Origin of the sequence: Pararhizobium sp. IMCC3301, from assembly GCF_030758315.1 — a bacterium.
Classification (GTDB): domain Bacteria; phylum Pseudomonadota; class Alphaproteobacteria; order Rhizobiales.
In genome coordinates this window covers 2,770,729-2,789,094 of sequence record NZ_CP132336.1, presented here as the reverse complement: position 1 = coordinate 2,789,094, position 18,366 = coordinate 2,770,729, and the positions used below count along the sequence as shown (strand labels likewise).

At 58.2% G+C, this 18,366-nt stretch carries 19 protein-coding genes; 11 read left to right on the top strand and 8 right to left on the bottom strand.

The annotated features are described in order from the left end of the window. Positions 1-5 precede the first annotated feature (5 nt). From RAL88_RS13520 to RAL88_RS13510, 3 genes are read left to right on the top strand one after another with little or no spacing between them, the layout of a single operon-like run. Entirely contained in the window at positions 6-461 is a 456-nt protein-coding gene (locus RAL88_RS13520) for a GNAT family N-acetyltransferase (RefSeq protein ID WP_306264169.1), read from the top strand. Continuing rightward, on the top strand, positions 461-1,372 hold the full coding sequence (locus RAL88_RS13515; protein WP_306264167.1) for an SDR family oxidoreductase: 912 nt from the start codon (positions 461-463) through the stop codon (positions 1,370-1,372). Before RAL88_RS13520 ends, RAL88_RS13515 begins: the two co-directional genes overlap by 1 nt. After that, positions 1,369-1,920 (top strand): hypothetical protein, encoded by a 552-nt coding sequence (locus tag RAL88_RS13510; protein ID WP_306264165.1) that lies wholly within the window; start codon positions 1,369-1,371, stop codon positions 1,918-1,920. The genes RAL88_RS13515 and RAL88_RS13510 overlap by 4 nt, the downstream gene beginning before the upstream one ends. A gap of 168 nt (positions 1,921-2,088) precedes the next feature. On the opposite strand, the gene RAL88_RS13505 is transcribed toward RAL88_RS13510, so the two are convergent. The 5 genes from RAL88_RS13505 to RAL88_RS13485 form a co-directional block, all read right to left on the bottom strand. After that, positions 2,089-2,514, bottom strand: a complete 426-nt coding sequence (locus RAL88_RS13505) for a VOC family protein (RefSeq protein ID WP_306264164.1) — start codon at positions 2,512-2,514, stop codon at positions 2,089-2,091. 2 nt (positions 2,515-2,516) lie between these two features. Further along, positions 2,517-3,614 (bottom strand): TRAP transporter substrate-binding protein, encoded by a 1,098-nt coding sequence (locus tag RAL88_RS13500; protein ID WP_306264162.1) that lies wholly within the window; start codon positions 3,612-3,614, stop codon positions 2,517-2,519. Positions 3,615-3,736: 122 nt separating this feature from the next. Continuing rightward, positions 3,737-4,549, bottom strand: coding sequence for a lipo-like protein (locus RAL88_RS13495; RefSeq protein WP_371932182.1), 813 nt, complete (start codon positions 4,547-4,549; stop codon positions 3,737-3,739). A 120-nt stretch (positions 4,550-4,669) separates the two neighbouring features. Then, positions 4,670-6,514 (bottom strand): heme biosynthesis protein HemY, encoded by a 1,845-nt coding sequence (locus tag RAL88_RS13490; protein ID WP_306264159.1) that lies wholly within the window; start codon positions 6,512-6,514, stop codon positions 4,670-4,672. Then, complete coding sequence (locus tag RAL88_RS13485) at positions 6,511-7,959, bottom strand: hypothetical protein (RefSeq protein WP_306264157.1); 1,449 nt, start codon at positions 7,957-7,959, stop codon at positions 6,511-6,513. The genes RAL88_RS13490 and RAL88_RS13485 overlap by 4 nt, the downstream gene beginning before the upstream one ends. Between RAL88_RS13485 and RAL88_RS13480 the strand changes: the two genes are divergently transcribed. Beyond that, positions 7,958-8,551: a hypothetical protein gene (locus RAL88_RS13480; RefSeq protein WP_306264155.1), complete on the top strand. Its 594-nt coding sequence runs from the start codon at positions 7,958-7,960 to the stop codon at positions 8,549-8,551. The two genes, RAL88_RS13485 and RAL88_RS13480, sit on opposite strands and share 2 nt — an antisense overlap. A 158-nt stretch (positions 8,552-8,709) precedes the next feature. Here the strand turns inward: RAL88_RS13480 and RAL88_RS13475 are convergent, their stop codons facing one another. Beyond that, on the bottom strand, positions 8,710-9,555 hold the full coding sequence (locus RAL88_RS13475; protein WP_306264154.1) for a uroporphyrinogen-III synthase: 846 nt from the start codon (positions 9,553-9,555) through the stop codon (positions 8,710-8,712). A gap of 14 nt (positions 9,556-9,569) precedes the next feature. Next, a complete protein-coding gene (gene hemC, locus RAL88_RS13470; RefSeq protein ID WP_306264153.1) occupies positions 9,570-10,574 on the bottom strand; it encodes a hydroxymethylbilane synthase in 1,005 nt (334 codons plus the stop codon). 100 nt (positions 10,575-10,674) lie between these two features. Between hemC and tsaD the strand changes: the two genes are divergently transcribed. The 5 genes from tsaD to acs all read left to right on the top strand — a co-directional run bounded on the left by tsaD (position 10,675) and on the right by acs (position 15,629). Continuing rightward, entirely contained in the window at positions 10,675-11,802 is a 1,128-nt protein-coding gene (gene tsaD / locus RAL88_RS13465) for a tRNA (adenosine(37)-N6)-threonylcarbamoyltransferase complex transferase subunit TsaD (RefSeq protein WP_306264152.1), read from the top strand. After that, entirely contained in the window at positions 11,799-12,803 is a 1,005-nt protein-coding gene (locus RAL88_RS13460; RefSeq protein WP_306264150.1) for an NAD(P)H-dependent glycerol-3-phosphate dehydrogenase, read from the top strand. Before tsaD ends, RAL88_RS13460 begins: the two co-directional genes overlap by 4 nt. A gap of 28 nt (positions 12,804-12,831) precedes the next feature. Beyond that, positions 12,832-13,116 carry a YciI family protein gene (locus RAL88_RS13455; protein WP_306264148.1) on the top strand — a complete coding sequence of 95 codons (285 nt, stop codon included), beginning with the start codon at positions 12,832-12,834 and terminating at the stop codon, positions 13,114-13,116. A 21-nt stretch (positions 13,117-13,137) separates the two neighbouring features. Further along, a complete protein-coding gene (locus tag RAL88_RS13450; RefSeq protein WP_306264146.1) occupies positions 13,138-13,551 on the top strand; it encodes an EVE domain-containing protein in 414 nt (137 codons plus the stop codon). Between the two features lie 134 nt (positions 13,552-13,685). Next, a complete protein-coding gene (acs, locus tag RAL88_RS13445; protein WP_306264145.1) occupies positions 13,686-15,629 on the top strand; it encodes an acetate--CoA ligase in 1,944 nt (647 codons plus the stop codon). Between the two features lie 13 nt (positions 15,630-15,642). Here the strand turns inward: acs and RAL88_RS13440 are convergent, their stop codons facing one another. Beyond that, complete coding sequence (locus RAL88_RS13440) at positions 15,643-15,909, bottom strand: DUF1674 domain-containing protein (RefSeq protein WP_306264143.1); 267 nt, start codon at positions 15,907-15,909, stop codon at positions 15,643-15,645. 92 nt (positions 15,910-16,001) lie between these two features. Here RAL88_RS13440 and htpX point away from each other — a divergent pair, with 92 nt between their 5' ends. Both htpX and RAL88_RS13430 read left to right on the top strand, forming a co-directional pair. Further along, positions 16,002-16,919: a zinc metalloprotease HtpX gene (htpX, locus tag RAL88_RS13435; RefSeq protein WP_306264142.1), complete on the top strand. Its 918-nt coding sequence runs from the start codon at positions 16,002-16,004 to the stop codon at positions 16,917-16,919. Beyond that, the gene (locus RAL88_RS13430) at positions 16,916-18,331 is read left to right on the top strand and encodes an RsmB/NOP family class I SAM-dependent RNA methyltransferase (RefSeq protein ID WP_306264140.1); all 1,416 of its coding nucleotides are present in this window, start codon (positions 16,916-16,918) and stop codon (positions 18,329-18,331) included. Before htpX ends, RAL88_RS13430 begins: the two co-directional genes overlap by 4 nt. Positions 18,332-18,366 lie beyond the last annotated feature (35 nt).

Here is an 18,366-nt window from a genome sequence, read left to right as displayed (position 1 = left end):
TTGACATGAACCTGACGATCCGATCCGTAGCTGAAGCCGACAGGGATAGCTGGCAAAGTCTGTTTGACGCCTATGCCGCGTTCTACAAGACCGAAGTGCTTTCGGGGGTTCATGACGCGGTCTGGGACTGGATTTTTGATCCGGCCGAAGCGTTCTGGTGTGATGTCGCTGAGGCTCAGGATGGAACGCTGCTCGGTTTTGCCCAGTATCAATTGATGCACCGCTCTTTGAGCGGTAGCAAGGTCTGTTATATGAGTGATCTGTTTGTCCGGCCGGATGTGCGGGGCAGCGGTGCCGGTCGTGCCCTGATCGACCATGTCATCGGATTTGCCCGGACCAACGGGATTTCCAACCTGCGCTGGCTGACCCAGGAATTCAACTATGATGCCCGCCGCCTGTATGACAGTTTTGCTGCCAGATCAGATTTCATTCTTTACTCAATTCCGCTGGAGACACAGTGATGAAAAACCTGTTCATTTTTGGCGTTGGCTATTCCGCAGGTCTGTTCGCTTCGCACATGCGCGAACAAGGCTGGCAGATAACCGGAACCACCAGAAGCCCGGACAAGGCGGTTGAACTGGCCAGAGCCGGAGTGACGCCGTTGATTTATCAGGGCGGCCACAGCAGCGATGTTGCCGCCGCAATGAGGGCTGCCGATGCAATCCTGGTGTCGATTGCGCCGGATGCAACCCAGTGCGATGCGCAAAGCTCCTCGGGAGGTGATGCGGTGCTGGCCGATTTTGCCGCCGACTTACGCGCCTTGCCGAAAAAGCCCTGGATTGGCTATCTGTCCACGGTGGGCGTCTATGGCGATCATGACGGTGCCTGGGTCGATGAAGTGACCGATTGCCGGCCTGTCTCAAAACGCTCGCGGGCCCGCGTCCTTGCCGAGACGGCCTGGAAAAACCTGACTGATGAAGCCGGCCTCACTCTTGGCATTTTCCGCCTGTCGGGGATTTACGGGCCGGGGCGTAATCCGCTGGAAAAAGTTGCACGTGGCGACGGGCGGCGGATCAACAAGCCCGGACAGGTTTTCAACCGCATTCATGTCAATGATATCGCCACCGCACTGCGCCTTGCGGTCGAACAAAACAAGGGCGGTATTTTCAACATCACCGACAATGAACCGGCCCCGCCGCAGGATGTGGTGGCCTTTGCCGCCGGTCTGCTGGAAATGGAGGTGCCGCCACTGATCGCTTTTGAAGACGCGGATCTGTCACCAATGGGACGGTCGTTTTACGGCGAGAACAAGCGGGTTTCCAATGCCAGATCGAAAACGCAGTTGGGGATGGACTATGCCGTGCCGGATTACCGCACCGGCATGCGCATGGCTCTGGAAACCTGGCAGACCGGGCGGAAAGCTGGCGGATGACACGGACGTACAGTATTGACGGCTATGCGATTGTGTCCGACGATCACTGCATTGCCGACGCCGCCGGCAACATGCCCGATGCCCTGAAAAATGAAGCCGACTGGGCCTATTTTCAGGCAGCGCTCGATGCCGCCACGTTGACCGTCGTTGGACGCAAGGGCCATGAGGCCAATCCGAACCACAAAAATCGCCGCCGTCTGATTCTGTCACGCTCGGTTGATGGGCTGGAGCGCCGCGCCGATGGCTGGTGGTGGAACCCGGCAGGATGTGACTGGTCCACTGCTCTGGCACAGGCGGCCCCGGAAGGCGGCGCCATTGCCATTCCAGGCGGCCGCGAGGTGTTCGATCTGTTTTTAGCGCTGGGCTATTCGAGCTTTCATCTGGCGCGTGCCGAAGGCACTGTGGTGCCGGGTGGCAGGAAACTGTTTTCCGGTCTCGAGGGCACCACGCCGGAACATCTGCTCGCCCGCCACGGCCTGCAGAAGGACGCGCCATATTGGCTGGATGAAGCTGCGCGCGTCAGCATGACGGTTTGGCGATCTTTTTAATTGCAAGATACTGGGTCCCCGGGACAAGCCCTGGGACGACGGGTTTGGAGGATTTCGCGGAATTCCAGACCTCCCAACACTCCCCTCGTCGTCCTCGGGCTTGTCCCGGGGACCCAGAATCAGAGAAATCTCCGGCCTTCCGCCATTACGGAAATCCGGTCCGCTGCTCTAACTCGCAAACACAAGCTCAAAATCCCGGAAGGTTTTGAATTCCAGCGCCACATCGCCCGGTGCATCTATGAAGAATGTGCCCTGTTCGCCCGGCTCGCCGGCAAACCGCATTTGCGGCTCTATCCGAAACGCCACATCGGCGCTGCGCAGGCGATCAACCAGGTTGTTCCAGTCATCCCAGGCCAGAACGACGCCAAAATGCGGCATTGGCACAGCCTTGTTGTCAACCGCTCCGGTGCCGCCTTCGGCCATCATCGAACGGCCCTGATGCAGCGATAATTGATGGCCGAAGAGATCAAAATCTATCCAGCTTGCCGCCGACCGGCCGCGCCTGCAGCCCAGCACGGTTTCAAAAAACCTGGCGGCCGCAGCAAGATCGGTGACCGGGAAGGCAAGATGGAACGGCGTCAGCTGCCGGGCCATGATTATTTCAGAACCTGGGCACGCATCGCCATGGCGCGCTGATCGGAAACCGCTGCATAAGTGTTGGCCTCGCTGCGAAATGCAGTGAAGGATTTGTAGATATCGCCTGCCAGCGGGCTGTTTTCGCCCAGTTCCCGCAACACCACTTCCGCTTCAACGCCCAGCGCATCCACGACATCATCCGGCAGGAAGCGAACTTCGACGCCTTCCTTTTCCAGCAATGGCTTGTAGGAGGTGATGTTGTGGAAGGTGAAATCCGCCAGTGATTCGTAGGAACTGGCCATCGCCGCGTTGCGCACAATTGCCTGCAGATGCTCTGGCAGATCAACATATTGCTGACGGTTCACCAGCAACTCCAATGCTGGCCCAAGCTCGTGAAATGCCGGCATGTAATAATATTTTGCCACCTTGTAGAGACCGAAGGCCAGATCATTCCACGGACCGATCCATTCCGCCGCGTCTATGGCTCCGGACTGCATGGCGGGGAAAATCTCGCCCGGTGGCAGCAGCACGGTGTTGACGCCGATGCGCCGCATTACCTCGCCGCCCAGCCCGGCGATCCGCATTTTGATGCCTTTGAAATCCTCCAGCGAGTTGAGTTCCCTGGCAAACCAGCCACCGGCCTGTGGCCCGGAGGAGCCGGCATAGAACGGCACCACGCCAAACGGTTCATAGGCTTTTTCCCACAGGGCCTGGCCGTCGCCGAACTGCACCCAGGCGGCATGTTCATGCGCCATCAGGCCGAATGGAACGCCGGTAAAAAAGTGGAACGCAGGATCCTTGCCCTGCCAGTAATAAGGTGTTGCATGGCCAAGTTGAGCCGTGCCGGACGAGACTGCGTCAAACACTTCAAATGGCGGCACCAGTTCCCCGGCGGCAAACACCTCGACGGTCAGCTCACCATTGGACATGGCTGTGATTTTGTCCGCCAGCCGCTGAGCATTGACGCCCACACCGGGCGAATTTTTGGGCCAACTTGTGGCCATTTTCCAGCTCCGACCGGTGCTTTGCGCAAGGGCCGGCGTTGCAAGGCCGGTCGTGGTCGCCGCAACGGCAGCACCACTTGTGAGGAATTTACGGCGTGTCACTGTGTCAATCATGAAATGCTCCCATTGTTGCCGCGGGGTCACCGGACAACCCGGTCCGGTTCATCAACTGCTTCAGCGTTCCTGCAGCGATAGTACCGAATTAATAGGCAAAGTTTCGTCCGTGTAAATCTTTTTCATTCAGAGGCGTGTGAACTGCTGTCTCCCCACAGCAGGGTCTTGTAATCAAAGCCTTTTTGAATTGTCGGCTTGATGATCGCAAAATAGGGTGAGAGATCGAAATCACGCGGTGCAAACAGCGAATGATGGCGAATGTGAAGGATTTCACGGCGGGTATAATACATGTGCTGGCCGCGCCAATCCTTGGTGACAGCCTTGTTGGTCACAAGTTCCACTCTCGGCAGGATTGGATATCTCACCGCCTGAAAGGCCTGGGCAATCAGGGTTGAGCAGATCGCACGGGTTGGGTCGCCCGACCCCAGCGCCAGCATACGGCGGCGCCAGCGCACTGGCACAGGTGGAGTGGGAAAAAAATAGCGCAGCATGTCAAGAATGTTTTTCAGATCGTATTTCAGGCCGACGCGGGCCACCATATAGTCCACAACCTTGTCCAGGTCAGCATCGATGAGCCCGACAGGACGGCAGATCCGGGTGTTGAAATCCCGGTATTTGGAGAGTTTCGCGGTGACACAACCTTCCCCCAGATTCACTTCAATCAGCCGGTGAGGTTCTCCATCCGCATCGCGCACATCGATGGCAGTGCCGACATACAGCGCGGCATGTGACCAGGTCGACTGAGTCAGATATTTGATCGCAGCCGAGATTTTCTGATTGCCCTCGACCAGAAGAATGTCGCCCGGACGCAGGCAGGATTCCAGTGTGTCCGGATCGAACGGCGCATATGGCTTATAGCCGCTCGATTCACTGCGCAGACGTCCCGCGATCCAGCGCCCGAGCCGGTCCAGCAGCGTGTCGGCAGGAAGTTTCAGTTTCTCAAGAACAGTGCCGGTTTTTCCCTCTCCAGCCATTTCTTTCCCTAGATTGTTTCATCGTGAAATTGAATTATTTGACCGGGTTCGCGCCCCTGCCGGCGTCAACTCAACCGGGCCCTAGAACAATTTGAACCGCTTGTTGTTCTCTTCCTCATCGGAAGGGCCCGGATCATCCGGCACTGGCGGCATTGCTTCGGGGGAGAGGAAATTCGGACCCGATTTTGCATTGGCTTCATCCGCCTTGCCAGTTTTGCTTTCCGTTTTGCTTTCCGTTTTGCTGGCAGGTCCGCTGGCCGTGACCTGTGGAACGGATGCTACTTTTTCAACGGGTAGCTCTTTTTGTGCCGCTGCAGGGCTTGCCGCAGGCTGGTCATTGACAAGCGTTGCCGCATTGGTTTCCGCATTTTCTTCAGACTGTCTGGATGTTTCGGGGGATGTCTGTTGGCCTTTTTCGCTGTTGCCGGTTTCTTGAGATGCTTTGACTGGCGCTGCTGCGGCTTTTACGGCCTCTGGTTTTGCTGCCGGTTCAGGTTTCGCCTCAGGTTTCGGTTCAGGTTTCGGTTCGGGTGCTGGCTCAGGTTTTGGCGGTTCAATTTCCAGTGGCGCCAGCAGCACGTCGTTTTCGCTGATAATGACAGTCGGCTTGGCCAGTGCCGTGGGCGGCACCTTCCATTCATAGGCATCCAACTGGCCGGAAACCGGCGAAACCGGTGCCCAGTGGTCGGAAATCACTCCATCGGCGATCCAGACCGGATCAGCGGCGGCATGCACCGCTTTTGAAAGCCATTCACGCACCCGGCCTTTGTCGCCGTGTTCGCCTTCTTCAATGTCGGCCATCAACAGACAGGCACGTTGGGTCGGCATGGTCAGATGCGGCCGCAGGGCTGCGCGCGCGCCGTCCCAGTCCTGAGCCTCGATTGAGGCTTTCGCCAGGGCAATGGCGCTTTCCAGATGATCCGGTGACAGCCGTGTCAGGGTCTTGATCCGCTTGACCCGGTCGCGTGGCGAATCTCCGGGCCGCACATGTGCATAGGTTTCAGCCAAATCCGGATGAGGATGCAGCTTCCAGGTTCCCTCCAGGGTTTTCACGGCACGGCGCAATTCACCAAGACGGGAGAGAACGCGCCCGGCAACAACAGCAGCCGGTACCAGCTCAGGTGCCAGCTTGTGGGCCTCAAGGGCTGCAATCTTGGCTTCCTGGGGTTCCCTGTCCTCATGAGCAAGGGCTTTGGCGACCAGAACAACCGCGCGTCTGCGTTTGACTTCCTTGCGGTCAATCAGCCCGGCGGAATTATTCGCCGAGATGGTTTTCAAAGCGCCATCCCAATCTTCTGCGGCGGATTGATAGCGCAACACTGCCGGTCCCGCCCAACTGGCAACCGTGGCGCCGTCATTCGGTCGCGCCGGATGTTTTGCCGCTTCATCCATGGCGCTGATGGCCAGTTGCAGGGCGGCGGAAGGATCGTTGGTGCGCTCTGCCTCCATGAACAATCCGCGCAGACCCAGAAGTTTTGTTTCCGGTCCCTCAAGCATGGAATGGAAGGTTTTTCTGGCGGTCTCATATTCGCCGGCAAGTTGCGCGGCCTGCGCTTTCAGCAACAGCGCAAGCGGCGCATCCTTGAGAAATTTATTGGCATCATGGGCAGCTTTCTGGGCGCGTTTTGCATCACCTTCTCCCACGGCGACAAGTCCGTTTGACAGCGCGTTGTAACCCTTGTCCCGCCGCCGCGCCGAAAAATAACCCTTCAGCATGTGCGGCGACCGCCAGATGGTGCGCAGCACCGACCAGACAATGCCGAGAATGATGATGAAAGCGACAAATGCCACTGCAAAAACCATCAGGCTGGTTTCGATTTCCCGGCCAGCCCAGGTGAACTGAACCATTCCCGGATTATCGGCGAGCCAGGCAAACCCGGCTGCAAACACCAGGAAGACGGCCAGGATACTAAAAACGCGGATCATGTACGGTCTCCCTTGCCGCTACGGGCCCAGATCGATTTTTCAACAGCATCAAGCTGTTGCAGAAGACCGGCGGCGCTCTGTTGATGCCGGGCCTGCGCCTGCCAGCCTGCCACTGCCTGTTGCAACTCTTCGGACGCGGCCGGATTGGCAGAAATGGTGTCCAGTATGGCGCTCAACTGGCCAGGATTTCCGGCACGGGCTGCTTGTTCGGCTTGGCTCAACTGGCCGGACAGCAAATCCGCCGGAGTGGTTTGCTGTTCTGCAATGGTCCTGACCGTAACCAGGCTTTGAGCGCCCTTCATCATGCCTTCCAACAATCCTTTGGCCGTAACCTCATTGGCCGCAGGTTCCGCTTCTGCTGCAGAGCCTTGCGGCGCAAGGGTCGCTTCATAAGTGGTGCGGGCCTGTGAAATTTCGCTGGCGATTTGCGGCAAAGGGGACAGACCGGATTGGGCAGCCTCGGCAAAATCTTCGGGAAGCTCCACTTCGCTGCCATTTTCAGCCAGCACGTCGCGGGCTTGCGACAGCAGGCCGGCAAATGGCAGGCCATTGGTCACAGCTGCGCTCAAGGCGTCCTGCATATAGGCCAGACGCGTACCGTCGGTGACATCATCGCTCTCCTCCACTTGCGGAGCGGCAGCAGAGGCTTCCAGCCTGTCAGTCTTGCCGGCAACACTTTCAAGGCTACTCGTCAGGCTTGCCAGATCGGATTGCTGTTGTTGCGACAGAATTTCCAGATTTTCGGTGATCGACATCTGAAGCTGCAATTTGGTGACCGCTTCTGTCAAAGCGTCCAGCTGCTGACGGATGGCATCCGGCACAGTACTGCTCTGTGTCTGGGTCTCGGTCTCGGTCTGGGCCTGGGCCTGTATCTGATCCGACAGTGCAGAGAGGCGGGTTTCCAGAGTAGCCAATGCCGGGGCTTCACCCGCATTGCCGTTCGACACCGAAGTTTCCAGCGCATTTTGCCGCTCGGTCAGATTGGTGAGCCCTTGCGTCACGGCCTGGTTCTGCGCCGCGGTCTCATCCGAGATTGTCGACATTCTCTGCTGCAGTTCATCGATGCTTGCCTGCATATCTGCCAGCGTTGTCCCGACACCATCCAGCGCATTCTGGTTCGACGCCAGTTCCTGGTTGACCTGCTCCTGAAGCGCCTCAATCTCAGCGGCAAGAGCAGCGGATGTGTCGGCGGCGTTGGAAGTGTCGGGGGCGTTGGAAGTGTCGACGGTGGCGGGTTGGCTCGCCAGAGCCTCAATCCTGTCGGACAGGGCCGCAGACTGTTCCGACAATCCGCTGACGCTGTTGGAAAGTTCGGAAATCTGTGTGTCGGTGGTGGTGGTGTCATTCTCCGGCAAAAGCCCGCTGTTGGCCAGTATGCCACTTCCGATCAGCGCATAGGCACCCAGCAGCGTCAGAATACCGCCGATACCGCCAGCCAGAACCATGGCAAGAATACTGCTGCCGCCTCTTTGGCTGCGCGTCCGGGCGGCGCCCGCAGCGGGAGCGCCGGGCTTTGCCGCCGGTGCTGACGGTTTGGGTCTTCCCGTCGTCTTCGGTCCGGTAGCTGAGGATGACGGCGACGATGATGACGAAGAAGAAGGAGTTGCCGTCGAGGAGGAAGCTGCGGACGGGCCTGGCTTGCCTGTGGTGGCAGACGCTTCGGTTTTCAATCCGGAAGGTTTGCCGGTATCGGCAGCCTTGCCAGCCATATTACGGTCAGGCGTGGCAGTTTCAGCGGATTTGGCCGGTCCGGTCTCCAGCTTCACTGCGGGGGTGGCGAAGGGTGCTGTGTTTTTGATATCAACAGGCTTCAGATCAATGGTGGCCGGCTTCGGCGTCAGTTGTGTTTTAGTGCCTGGCGGCGGCGTTGCAGCCGCGCCGGTTGCGGCGGACCGGGCTGCATTGCCTGCTGTCGAACTGGATTCATTCTGTGATTTTGCTTTACTGGACCGGGCTGACCCTGTGGATCCCGGTTTTGATGTCGGGCGCTGCGGCCGTTTTACCATTCTGGTGTTCCCTTCTGGCGCCATGTCCTGAAATGGGCATGGTAGTGTGCTGTCCTGATTAAGGCCAGCGCGCGGCGCGCTGTCGAACGCGATCCAGCGAGCTGAAACTCAGCACAGATGAATTGACTGACGTAATATAAGCAGTTGGAATCGCGGGTTACAAGAAGGTGTTGCGCGGAATCGGACAGTTCATAACAAATTGGTCTGAATTGCACCAATTTTAAGTTGTTCAACTAACTTTTTGGCCATTGAATCGGCCGTTTCGATGTTTGAAATGGCGATTCTGGTGAAACCGGATTGTCGCGCTTTGGTTGCCACAGATGGCGAAATGCAGACTGCCAACAGAGATCCCAGCACATCATCAGCGCGCGTGCCAAAGCTGTCTTGCAACAATTTTGCGGCATGGCCAGCCGACCGACTGGAAAACAGCGTGACGGCTGCGACCTGATTGGCGGCAAACGCCTCAATAGCCAAAGGCGTAAGCTGCGCGGCGAGCTCGGCCTGATAGGTCTCAACAAGCGTCAACTCGTAATTTGGTGCCAGAGCGGCTTCTAGAAAAGGCGTGCGGGTTGCCCCTGCCACATATAGAAGTGCGGGAGCGTGCGCGCTCTTCTCTGCCGGGATTGTAGTGCGTACCGAATCCAGCATTCCGCGGCTGCCTGCGCCTGTCGAGCCATGCACGTCAGTAAATCCGGCCCGTTTGGCGGCCTCCAGTGTTGCGGTTCCCGAGGCAAATACCGGATGGCGGGCAAATGCCGCAATCCAGGGTTCTGGAAAATGCAGAACTCCATTGAGGCTGGTAAAAATAAGGCCGGTAACCGCTTCCGGCACCAATGGCGGTGTCTTGGGAACAGGCAGCTTGCGGATCGACAGGACCGGGCTGAGCAGAGGTCTGAGGCCATGTTCTGCCAGCGCAGCTGCATGGACGTCAGCCTGAGGCTGCGGCCTTGTCACCCAGATATATGGCCGGGAGTCCGCGCTGCCCTGCTCAAGGCCGGTTTCGTGGGTGGAAATGTCTGCCCTCGATCGTGTCATATTCGCAATACCTGCTAGCGTGTTTCCAACACAAGCAGGCTGTTGGCAATGGCGCTGAGAAATTCATCACCAGCCTGGGCGCGGATCGATTTTCCGGCCTGGGTGCCCAGATCAACAGCCGTGGTTTCATCCGGGGCGGCCAGCGTCCGCGTAACTTCATAGCTCTCCTGGCCATCGGTCGACAGAACCATACCCCGAAAGGCCATGACATCGTCCTCCATCATGGCAAAGGCGGCAATCGGAGTGCGGCAGGAGCCATCCAACTCGCGCAGAAAGGCGCGTTCGGCAAGCAGGCACAGACCGGTCTCACGATGATGGATCGGAGCCAGGAACGATTTGATGGCAGCAGCGTTGCTGCAGACCTCCACACATACTGCGCCCTGCCCTGCGGCCGGTAGAAAGGTGTCGACTGCAAGCCGCGTCGTGATGTGGTGTGCCAGACCCAACCGGTTCAACCCGGCAGCGGCCAGCAATGTGGCATCAACTTCACCATCCGCCAGTTTGCGGATCCGGGTTTCGATGTTGCCGCGCAAATTCACCAGCTTCAAATCCGGCCGCAGGTGTTTGATCATCGCCTGGCGACGCAGGCTTGCCGAGCCGACCACTGCTCCCAATGGCAGTTTTTCCAGCGAATCGGCCTTGTGGCTGAGAAACGCATCTGTCGGGTCTTCCCGCAGCAGAATCGTCGACAGTTCCAGTCCGTCGGGCAGAACCGTTGGCATATCCTTGGAGGAATGCACTGCCAGATCCAGATCGCCGGACAGAAGCCGATCTTCGATCTCCTCGGTAAAAAGACCCTTGCCGCCCAGCTCGTTCAGCGCCCTGTCCTGAATCCGGTCTCCGGCGGTGCTGATGACGTCAATGGCAAAGCAATCTTCACTCAGATCATGCGCCACCATCAGCCTGGCGCGCAATTCATGGGCCTGCGCCAAGGCGAGCGGACTGCCCCTTGTGCCGATCCGCAAGGGTTCGGTGCTGGTCGGCGTCAGGCTTGTATCAGCTTTTGTTTGCAGCGTCATAGGGGCAATGCTAGGTGGTAGCGCAGATGCGCGGGCGGCTTTCGCGTTGTTGCATAGACCATTGTGACAAAGGTCCCAAGCGCAATTTTGGAAATTCAACATGCGCCTTCTCGGTATTGAAACCAGTTGTGACGAAACTGCCGCCGCGGTTATTGACGGTCATGTCGCATCTGACGGCACACCGAGCGGCCGCATTCTGTCGAATATTGTGCTCAGTCAGAAGGACCATGCAGCCTTTGGCGGTGTCGTCCCGGAAATTGCCGCCCGCGCCCATGTCATGGCGATTGACAGCGTCATCATGACGGCGATGAAGCAGGCAGCTATAGAACAGGCAGACTTGGAGTTTACTGCGCTGGATGCGATTGCGGTATCATCCGGTCCGGGTCTGATTGGCGGGCTGATTGTCGGTCTGATGGGGGCCAAGGCCCTGGCGCTGGCCCATGATCTGCCGTTTCTCGGCATCAATCATCTGGAAGGCCACGCCCTGACGGCGCGCCTCAGCGACGGGTTGGCCTATCCCTATTTGCTGCTGCTCGTCTCCGGTGGCCATTCGCAGATTCTGCTGGTCAGCGGATTGGGTCGTTATGACCGGCTTGGCAGCACTATTGATGATGCGCTCGGCGAAGCATTCGACAAGACCGCAAAATTGCTGGGTTTGGGCTATCCCGGCGGTCCTGCGGTGGAACGCGCCGCCCTTGGCGGTGATGCAGACCGGTTTCGCTTTCCCATGCCATTGCGCGGAAAGATGCCGCCGAATTTCTCGTTTTCCGGCCTCAAGACAGCCGTGCGCCAGCAAGCCGGCGAGCTTTTGAAGAGTGGCCACCTGTCAGATCAGGATGTGGCCGATCTGTGTGCAAGTTTCCAGAAAACCGTGGCCGCCATCGTCGAGGATCGCCTGATCCGGGCCTGGGAACTGGCCATGCAGCGCGCCGATCTTCAAGCCGTTCTGATGGGCCAGCCATTGCCGCTGGTTGTGGCCGGCGGCGTTGCCGCCAACATGGTGCTGCGGACGCATTTGACGCAACTGGCCGACCGGTTGGGTACCCGGATTGTCACACCTCCCCTGAATCTGTGCGGCGACAATGGTGCGATGATCGCCTGGGCGGGACTGGAACGTTTCAGTGCCGGCGAAAGCCATGATTTTTCGCTGGCACCACGCGCCAGATGGCCGCTCGACATGAAGGCACCGACCATGATCGGCCATGGCAGAGCCGGAGCCAAGGTATGAACAAAGCGAACCGGATCGGCATAGTGGGTGGCGGTGCCTGGGGGACGGCTCTTGCGGTAGCGGCACACAATGCCGGGGCGGAAACACTGTTGTGGGCGCGCAACAAGGCAATTGTCGATCACATCAACCGGGAGCACGAAAACACGGCCTATCTGCCCGGCATGAAGCTGCCGGAGCAGCTTCTGGCCAGCTCCACAATGCAGCCGCTCGCCGACTGCGATACTGCGCTGATGGTCGTTCCCACTCAGCAATTGCGTGCCGTGTTTGCCGAATTGATGCAATTTTGGCCAGCGGACAAGCCGCTGATTCTGTGCGCCAAGGGTATCGAGCGGCAGAGCGGCCTCCTGCCGGCGGGAATTATTCGCGACATACGTCCCAATCAGGTGGTGGCGGCGCTCTCCGGACCAAGCTTTGCCGTCGATGTTGTTGCCGGAAAGCCGACCGCTGTCAGCCTTGCCGCAGACACGATGGCGCGCTCGGAAGCGCTCTGCCAGATGCTGGCAAGCCCGTTCTTCCGGCCTTATGCCGGGGATGATTTGGCAGGGGTTGAAATCGGCGGTGCCCTGAAAAACGTCACGGCGGTGTGCTGCGGTATTGCAGCTGGTCGTGCTTTGGGAGCCAGTGCCGGGGCCGCGCTGATGGCGCGCGGCTTTTCTGAAATGGTGCGCTATGGCGTGGCCCACGGCGCCCTCGCCGAAACCTTCATGGGACTGTCCGGATTTGGAGATCTGGTGTTGACCTGTTCCAGCAGCCAGTCACGCAATTTTTCTTTTGGGTTTGGCCTGGGAGCAGGCACGCTTGATATTGGCGATGCGCTGGAAGGGCGGGTGCCGCTGGCCGAAGGCGCCTTTACCGCGAGCATTGCAGCGCGCACGGCACGCACGAAAGGTCTTGATTTGCCAATCCTTCAGACCGTATCAGAAATCCTTGAGGGAACGATTGGAATCGGCGCGGCGATTCACCGCCTGCTGGAGCGGCCGCTGAAATCTGAAAAATTGTAACGCGCGCCAGGCGCGAGGGAGACATATAATGTATTTTATCGTTTACGCCAAAGACAAACCCGGACACACTCAACTGCGTATCGACACCCGTCCGGATCATGTGGCGTGGCTGAAATTATCCCCGGTGCCTGTCGCCGGGCCGCTGCTTGCCGATGACAATGAAACCATGATCGGCTCCATGCTGATTGTGGAAGCAGACAGCCGGGCCGATGTGGAAGCCCTGCTGCCGAATGATCCCTATGCCATGGTCGATCTGTTTGAGACGGTCGAAATTCACCCGTGGAAATGGGCCATCGGTTCACCCGCCGCCTGACGCGAATTTCTGGAGATATTTATGGCCTACTGGCTCTTTAAATCCGAACCATTCAAATGGTCCTGGGAAATGCAGAAAGCAAAAGCAAAGGCGGGCGAAGAGTGGGATGGCATCCGCAATTATCAGGCGCGCAATTTTATGCGCGATATGAAAATCGGCGATCTCGGCTTCTTCTATCATTCCAATGAGGGCAAGGAAGTGGTGGGAATTGTCGAAGTCTGCAAGGAAATTCACCCCGACAGCACCACCGACGACCCGCGCTGGGAATGCGTCGACATCAAAGCCGTAAAAGATCTGCCAAAGCCGGTAACGCTGGCCGATGTCAAGGCAACGCCGGCGCTTGCCGAAATGGCGCTGGTCAAATCCATGCGGCTGTCCGTGCAGCCGGTCCGGCCCGATGAATGGGCGCTGGTCTGCAAGATGGGCGGCCTGTGATCCGCTCGCCTGCAAGACACTGGACGAAAGTTGCGCTACCAAAGTTTCAGGCCGCATGACTGGATTATGTCGCACAGCTTTGCATAATGGCGGCACAGACTGCATTTCATATTTTCCGTCTGGGAGGACATTCCATGAGCGAAATCATACTTCATCCGGTACCCGAAAGCTGGGCCGAATCAGCCCATATCGACAAACAGAGCTATCAGAAAATGTATCAGGCATCGGTCGATGATCCCGAGACATTCTGGGCTGAACATGGCAAGCGGATCGACTGGATCAAGCCGTTCACCAAAGTGAAAAACACCTCCTTTGCCTATGAGGATGTCTCCATCAAGTGGTATGAAGATGGGCAGCTCAACGTTTCTGCAAATTGCGTCGACCGCCATCTGGCGACGCGCGGCGACCAGACTGCGATTATCTGGGAACAGGACGACCCGGATGCACCGTCAGACCATATCACCTACCGGCAACTGCATGGCCATGTCTGCCGCTTCGCCAATGTGCTGAAAGATCTTGGCGTTAACAGAGGCGACCGGGTGATCATCTATATGCCGATGATCCCGGAAGCAGCCTATGCCATGCTGGCCTGCGCCCGCATCGGCGCGATTCATTCGATCGTTTTTGCCGGCTTTTCGCCCGATGCGCTGGCCGACCGTATCACCGGGTGCCAGGCAAAACTGGTCATCACTGCCGATGAAGCGCCCCGGGGCGGTCGCAACACTGCGCTGAAATCCAATGTCGACAAGGCGCTGGAAAAAGTGTCGTCAGATGTGAAAGCGCTAGTCGTCAAACGCAGCGGCGGCGATGTTGCCATGCAGGAGGGCCGCGACGTCTGGCTGCATGAAGCGGAAAAAAGTGTTTCCGACACCTGCGAGCCAGAGCCGATGAATGCGGAAGACCCGCTGTTCATTCTCTATACATCCGGCTCGACCGGCAAACCGAAAGGCGTGGTCCATACCACTGGCGGCTATATTGTCTACGCCGCCATGACACACCAATATGTGTTCGATTATCACGATGGTGATGTCTATTGGTGCACAGCCGATGTCGGCTGGGTCACCGGCCATTCCTATATCGTCTATGGCCCGCTCGCCAATGGCGCGACAACTCTGATGTTTGAAGGCGTGCCGACCTATCCCGATGCGTCGCGTTTCTGGCAGGTCTGCGAAAAACACAAGGTAAACCAGTTTTACACCGCACCCACTGCTATTCGCGCCCTGATGGGCAAGGGCAATGAATTTGTCGAAAAATGCGATCTGTCGTCCCTGAAACTGCTGGGCTCGGTTGGCGAGCCGATCAATCCGGAAGCCTGGAACTGGTATGATCAGATTGTCGGAAAAGGAAAATGCCCGATTGTCGATACATGGTGGCAAACCGAAACCGGCGGCATTCTGATTACCCCGCTGCCGGGTGCAACGGCCACCAAGCCCGGCTCGGCGACCTTTCCCTTCTTTGGCATCGAGCCTGTCATTCTCAACGATCAGGGACAACTCCAGACCGGCACTGCCGAGGGCGTGCTTGCCATCAAGGATTCCTGGCCCGGTCAGATGCGCACTGTCTGGGAAGATCACGACCGGTTTGTCTCGACCTATTTTGGGACCTATAAGGGCTATTATTTCACCGGCGATGGCTGTCGCCGCGACGAGGACGGCTATTACTGGATCACCGGCCGGGTCGATGATGTGCTCAATGTCTCCGGCCACCGTATGGGCACTGCTGAGGTGGAATCCGCGCTGGTCGCCCATCCCAAAGTGTCAGAGGCGGCCGTCGTCGGCTACCCGCATGACATCAAGGGCCAGGGAATATATTGCTATGTGACGCTGATGGAGGGCGATGTCCCATCCGATGAGTTGCGCATCGAATTGCAGAACTGGGTGCGCAAGGAAATCGGACCGATCGCAAAACCGGATATTCTGCAATGGGCTCCGGGCCTGCCGAAAACCCGGTCAGGGAAAATCATGCGCCGTATTCTGCGCAAGATTGCCGAAAACGAGACGGGGACCCTCGGCGACACATCCACTCTGGCAGATCCGTCAGTGGTTGATGATCTTATCGCCAATCGTGCCAACAAGTAGGGCCAGATGAGCTTTAAAAATCAACCGCCCGGCCGTTGATTTCCCAATCGCCGTAACGCGCCGGGTCGTGGCCGCCCCGGCCACCCTTCTCGAGCGGCAGGTTTTTTGCCGCAGCAGCGGCTTTGTCCCGGCGGGCAGCCGCTTCGGCCAGGGCCCGTACCGCCTCTGCAGGCAGAGCTTGGCCTGCGCCAGTGTCCGTCTGTGCCGAACCGGTGGCTTGGGTGGCATTTTCCGGCACTCGCACCGGGATTTGAGCTGATACATCCGCTGTTTTATCCATAGCGCTGATATAAGGCGGCACGGGGCACTTGCAAAGTCACATTTGTTTGCCCAATTTGGTCGCAGGATCAGGACTTTCAAAGGCTGACAATAATGAATTACGCCAAAACCGCCATGCTTCTGGCTGTTCTGACAGCTCTGTTTATGGGGATCGGATATCTGATCGGTGGCACTGGAGGCGCATTAATTGCGTTTTTCATTGCTCTGGCAATGAACCTGTTCAGCTACTGGAAGTCGGACAAGATGGTGCTGCGCATGCACAATGCGGTGGAAGCCCATGAGGAAAACGCTCCGGAATTTTTTGCCATTGTCCGGGGCCTGGCCGAAGCGGCTGATCTGCCAATGCCCGCTGTCTATCTGATCAAGAATCCGCAACCCAACGCTTTCGCTACGGGCCGCAATCCGGAAAATGCGGCTGTCGCCGCAACCACCGGGCTTCTGGAGGCTCTGGAGCCTGAAGAAGTGGCCGGCGTGATGGCCCACGAACTTGCCCATATCCAGAATCGTGACACGCTGACCATGACGATGACTGCGACGATTGCCGGTGCGATTTCGATGATTGCCAATTTCGGGCTTTTCTTTGGCGGCAATCGCAACAATAACGGCATCGGCATTTTCGGCGTCATTATCGCGGCCATTGTTGCGCCTCTGGCTGCCGCGATGGTACAGATGGCGATCAGCCGGACCCGCGAATATGCCGCTGACAAGCGCGGTGCGGAAATCTGCGATAATCCGATGTGGCTGGCCTCTGCTTTGGGCAAGATGGCCCGTGGTGTCAGCCGCTTTGAAAATGTGACCGCTGAGCGCAATCCGGCTTCCGCTCACATGTTTATCATCAACCCGTTGTCAGGTGCCCGGATGGATAATCTGTTTTCCACCCACCCTGATACTGAAAACCGCATTGCAGCGTTGCAGGCAATGGACCAGGACTGGAACGCGACTTATGACACAGCCGATCAAACGCAGACCCGGCGCAGCGGCAGGCCGCCAGATACCGGTCCCTGGGGGTGAGTAATTCCAAACCAGGTGGCACCGCCACAAAGCAGCATGGTTCAGGCCCCAACAAGCAGAATCACAGCAAACCGGGCCACAATAAATCGGGCCACAACAAATCGGGGCAGCGTAATTCGCCGGGCCTGGCGCCGCGCAAGGTTGCCGCACATCTGCTTGGACAGATCATCACCGGACACAAGTCCCTTGATGCCCTGCTGGACGATGGCAAGGACAGTGGCTACGCGCGTCTGGCACCGCAAGACAAGGCACTGGCGCGGGCTATTGCCTCCACCACTCTGCGCCATTTCGGCGAAATTCAGCAACTGGTCAACAATCGCCTGACCGGACGGATGCCGCCATCTGCGCCGTATCTTCCCGGCGTGATCTATACCGGCGTTGCCCAGATCCTGTTCATGGAGGTCGCCGATCATGCTGCCGTGTCGCTGGCCGTCGACGCCGCTGCATCTGATCCCAAAGCGCGGCATTTCAAGCCTCTGGTCAATGGTATTCTGCGCGGCATTCTGCGCGAGCGGGATGAATTTCAACCCGATGCCACGCTGAATGCGCCGGGCTGGCTGCGCGATATGCTGATCGACCAGTACGGAGCGGAAAAGGCCGGCGCTATCATGCAGGCCAACATGCAGCGGGCCGGACTTGACCTGACCATCCGGGAGGATGCTGAAGGCTGGGCGAAGCGGCTGGATGGGCAACTCATCGGCGATCACACTGTGCGTCTTGCGCCCGGCACGAAAGTGCTTGAGCTGGAAGGCTTCAAGTCCGGTGCATGGTGGGTTCAGGATGCTGCGGCATCGGTGCCGGCTGAATTGCTGTTGCAGGCGCTGCAGCGCCGCGCTGCGGTCTCCCGCGCCAATCTGCTGGATGCCTGCGCCGCGCCCGGCGGCAAAACTGCGCAACTCGCTGCGGCGGGTGCGAGGGTAACCGCGCTTGATATTTCAGAGCCACGTCTTGTCAGGCTGCGTGAAAACATGCATCGGCTGAATCTGCAGGTGGAAATCGTCGCAGCTGACCTGCTCGACATGGATGAACAGCCGGTGTTCGACGGCATTTTGCTGGATGCACCGTGCTCAGCCACCGGAACCATCCGCCGGCACCCGGATGTCCCCTGGTTGAAAACCCGGAAACAGATTGGCGAATTGGCCGAGCTGCAGCGTAAAATGCTGGCCAAAGCGGCAAAATTACTCCGTCCCGGCGGAATTTTGCTGTATTGTAGCTGTTCGCTGCTCGCAGAAGAGGGCGAATCCCATCTGGATTTTGTGCAGAATGAGTTGGGATTTCAGATTGATCCCATCGGGCCGGATGAAACCGCTCTGTGCAGCCCGTTAACCGTTGCAAATGGTGTCTTCAGAAGCACGCCAGACATGCCAACCGGCCTTGACGGATTTTTTGTAACACGGTTAGTGCACCCTTAACGTAACTGCTGTATCTGCTGGTGGCGGTAAACGAT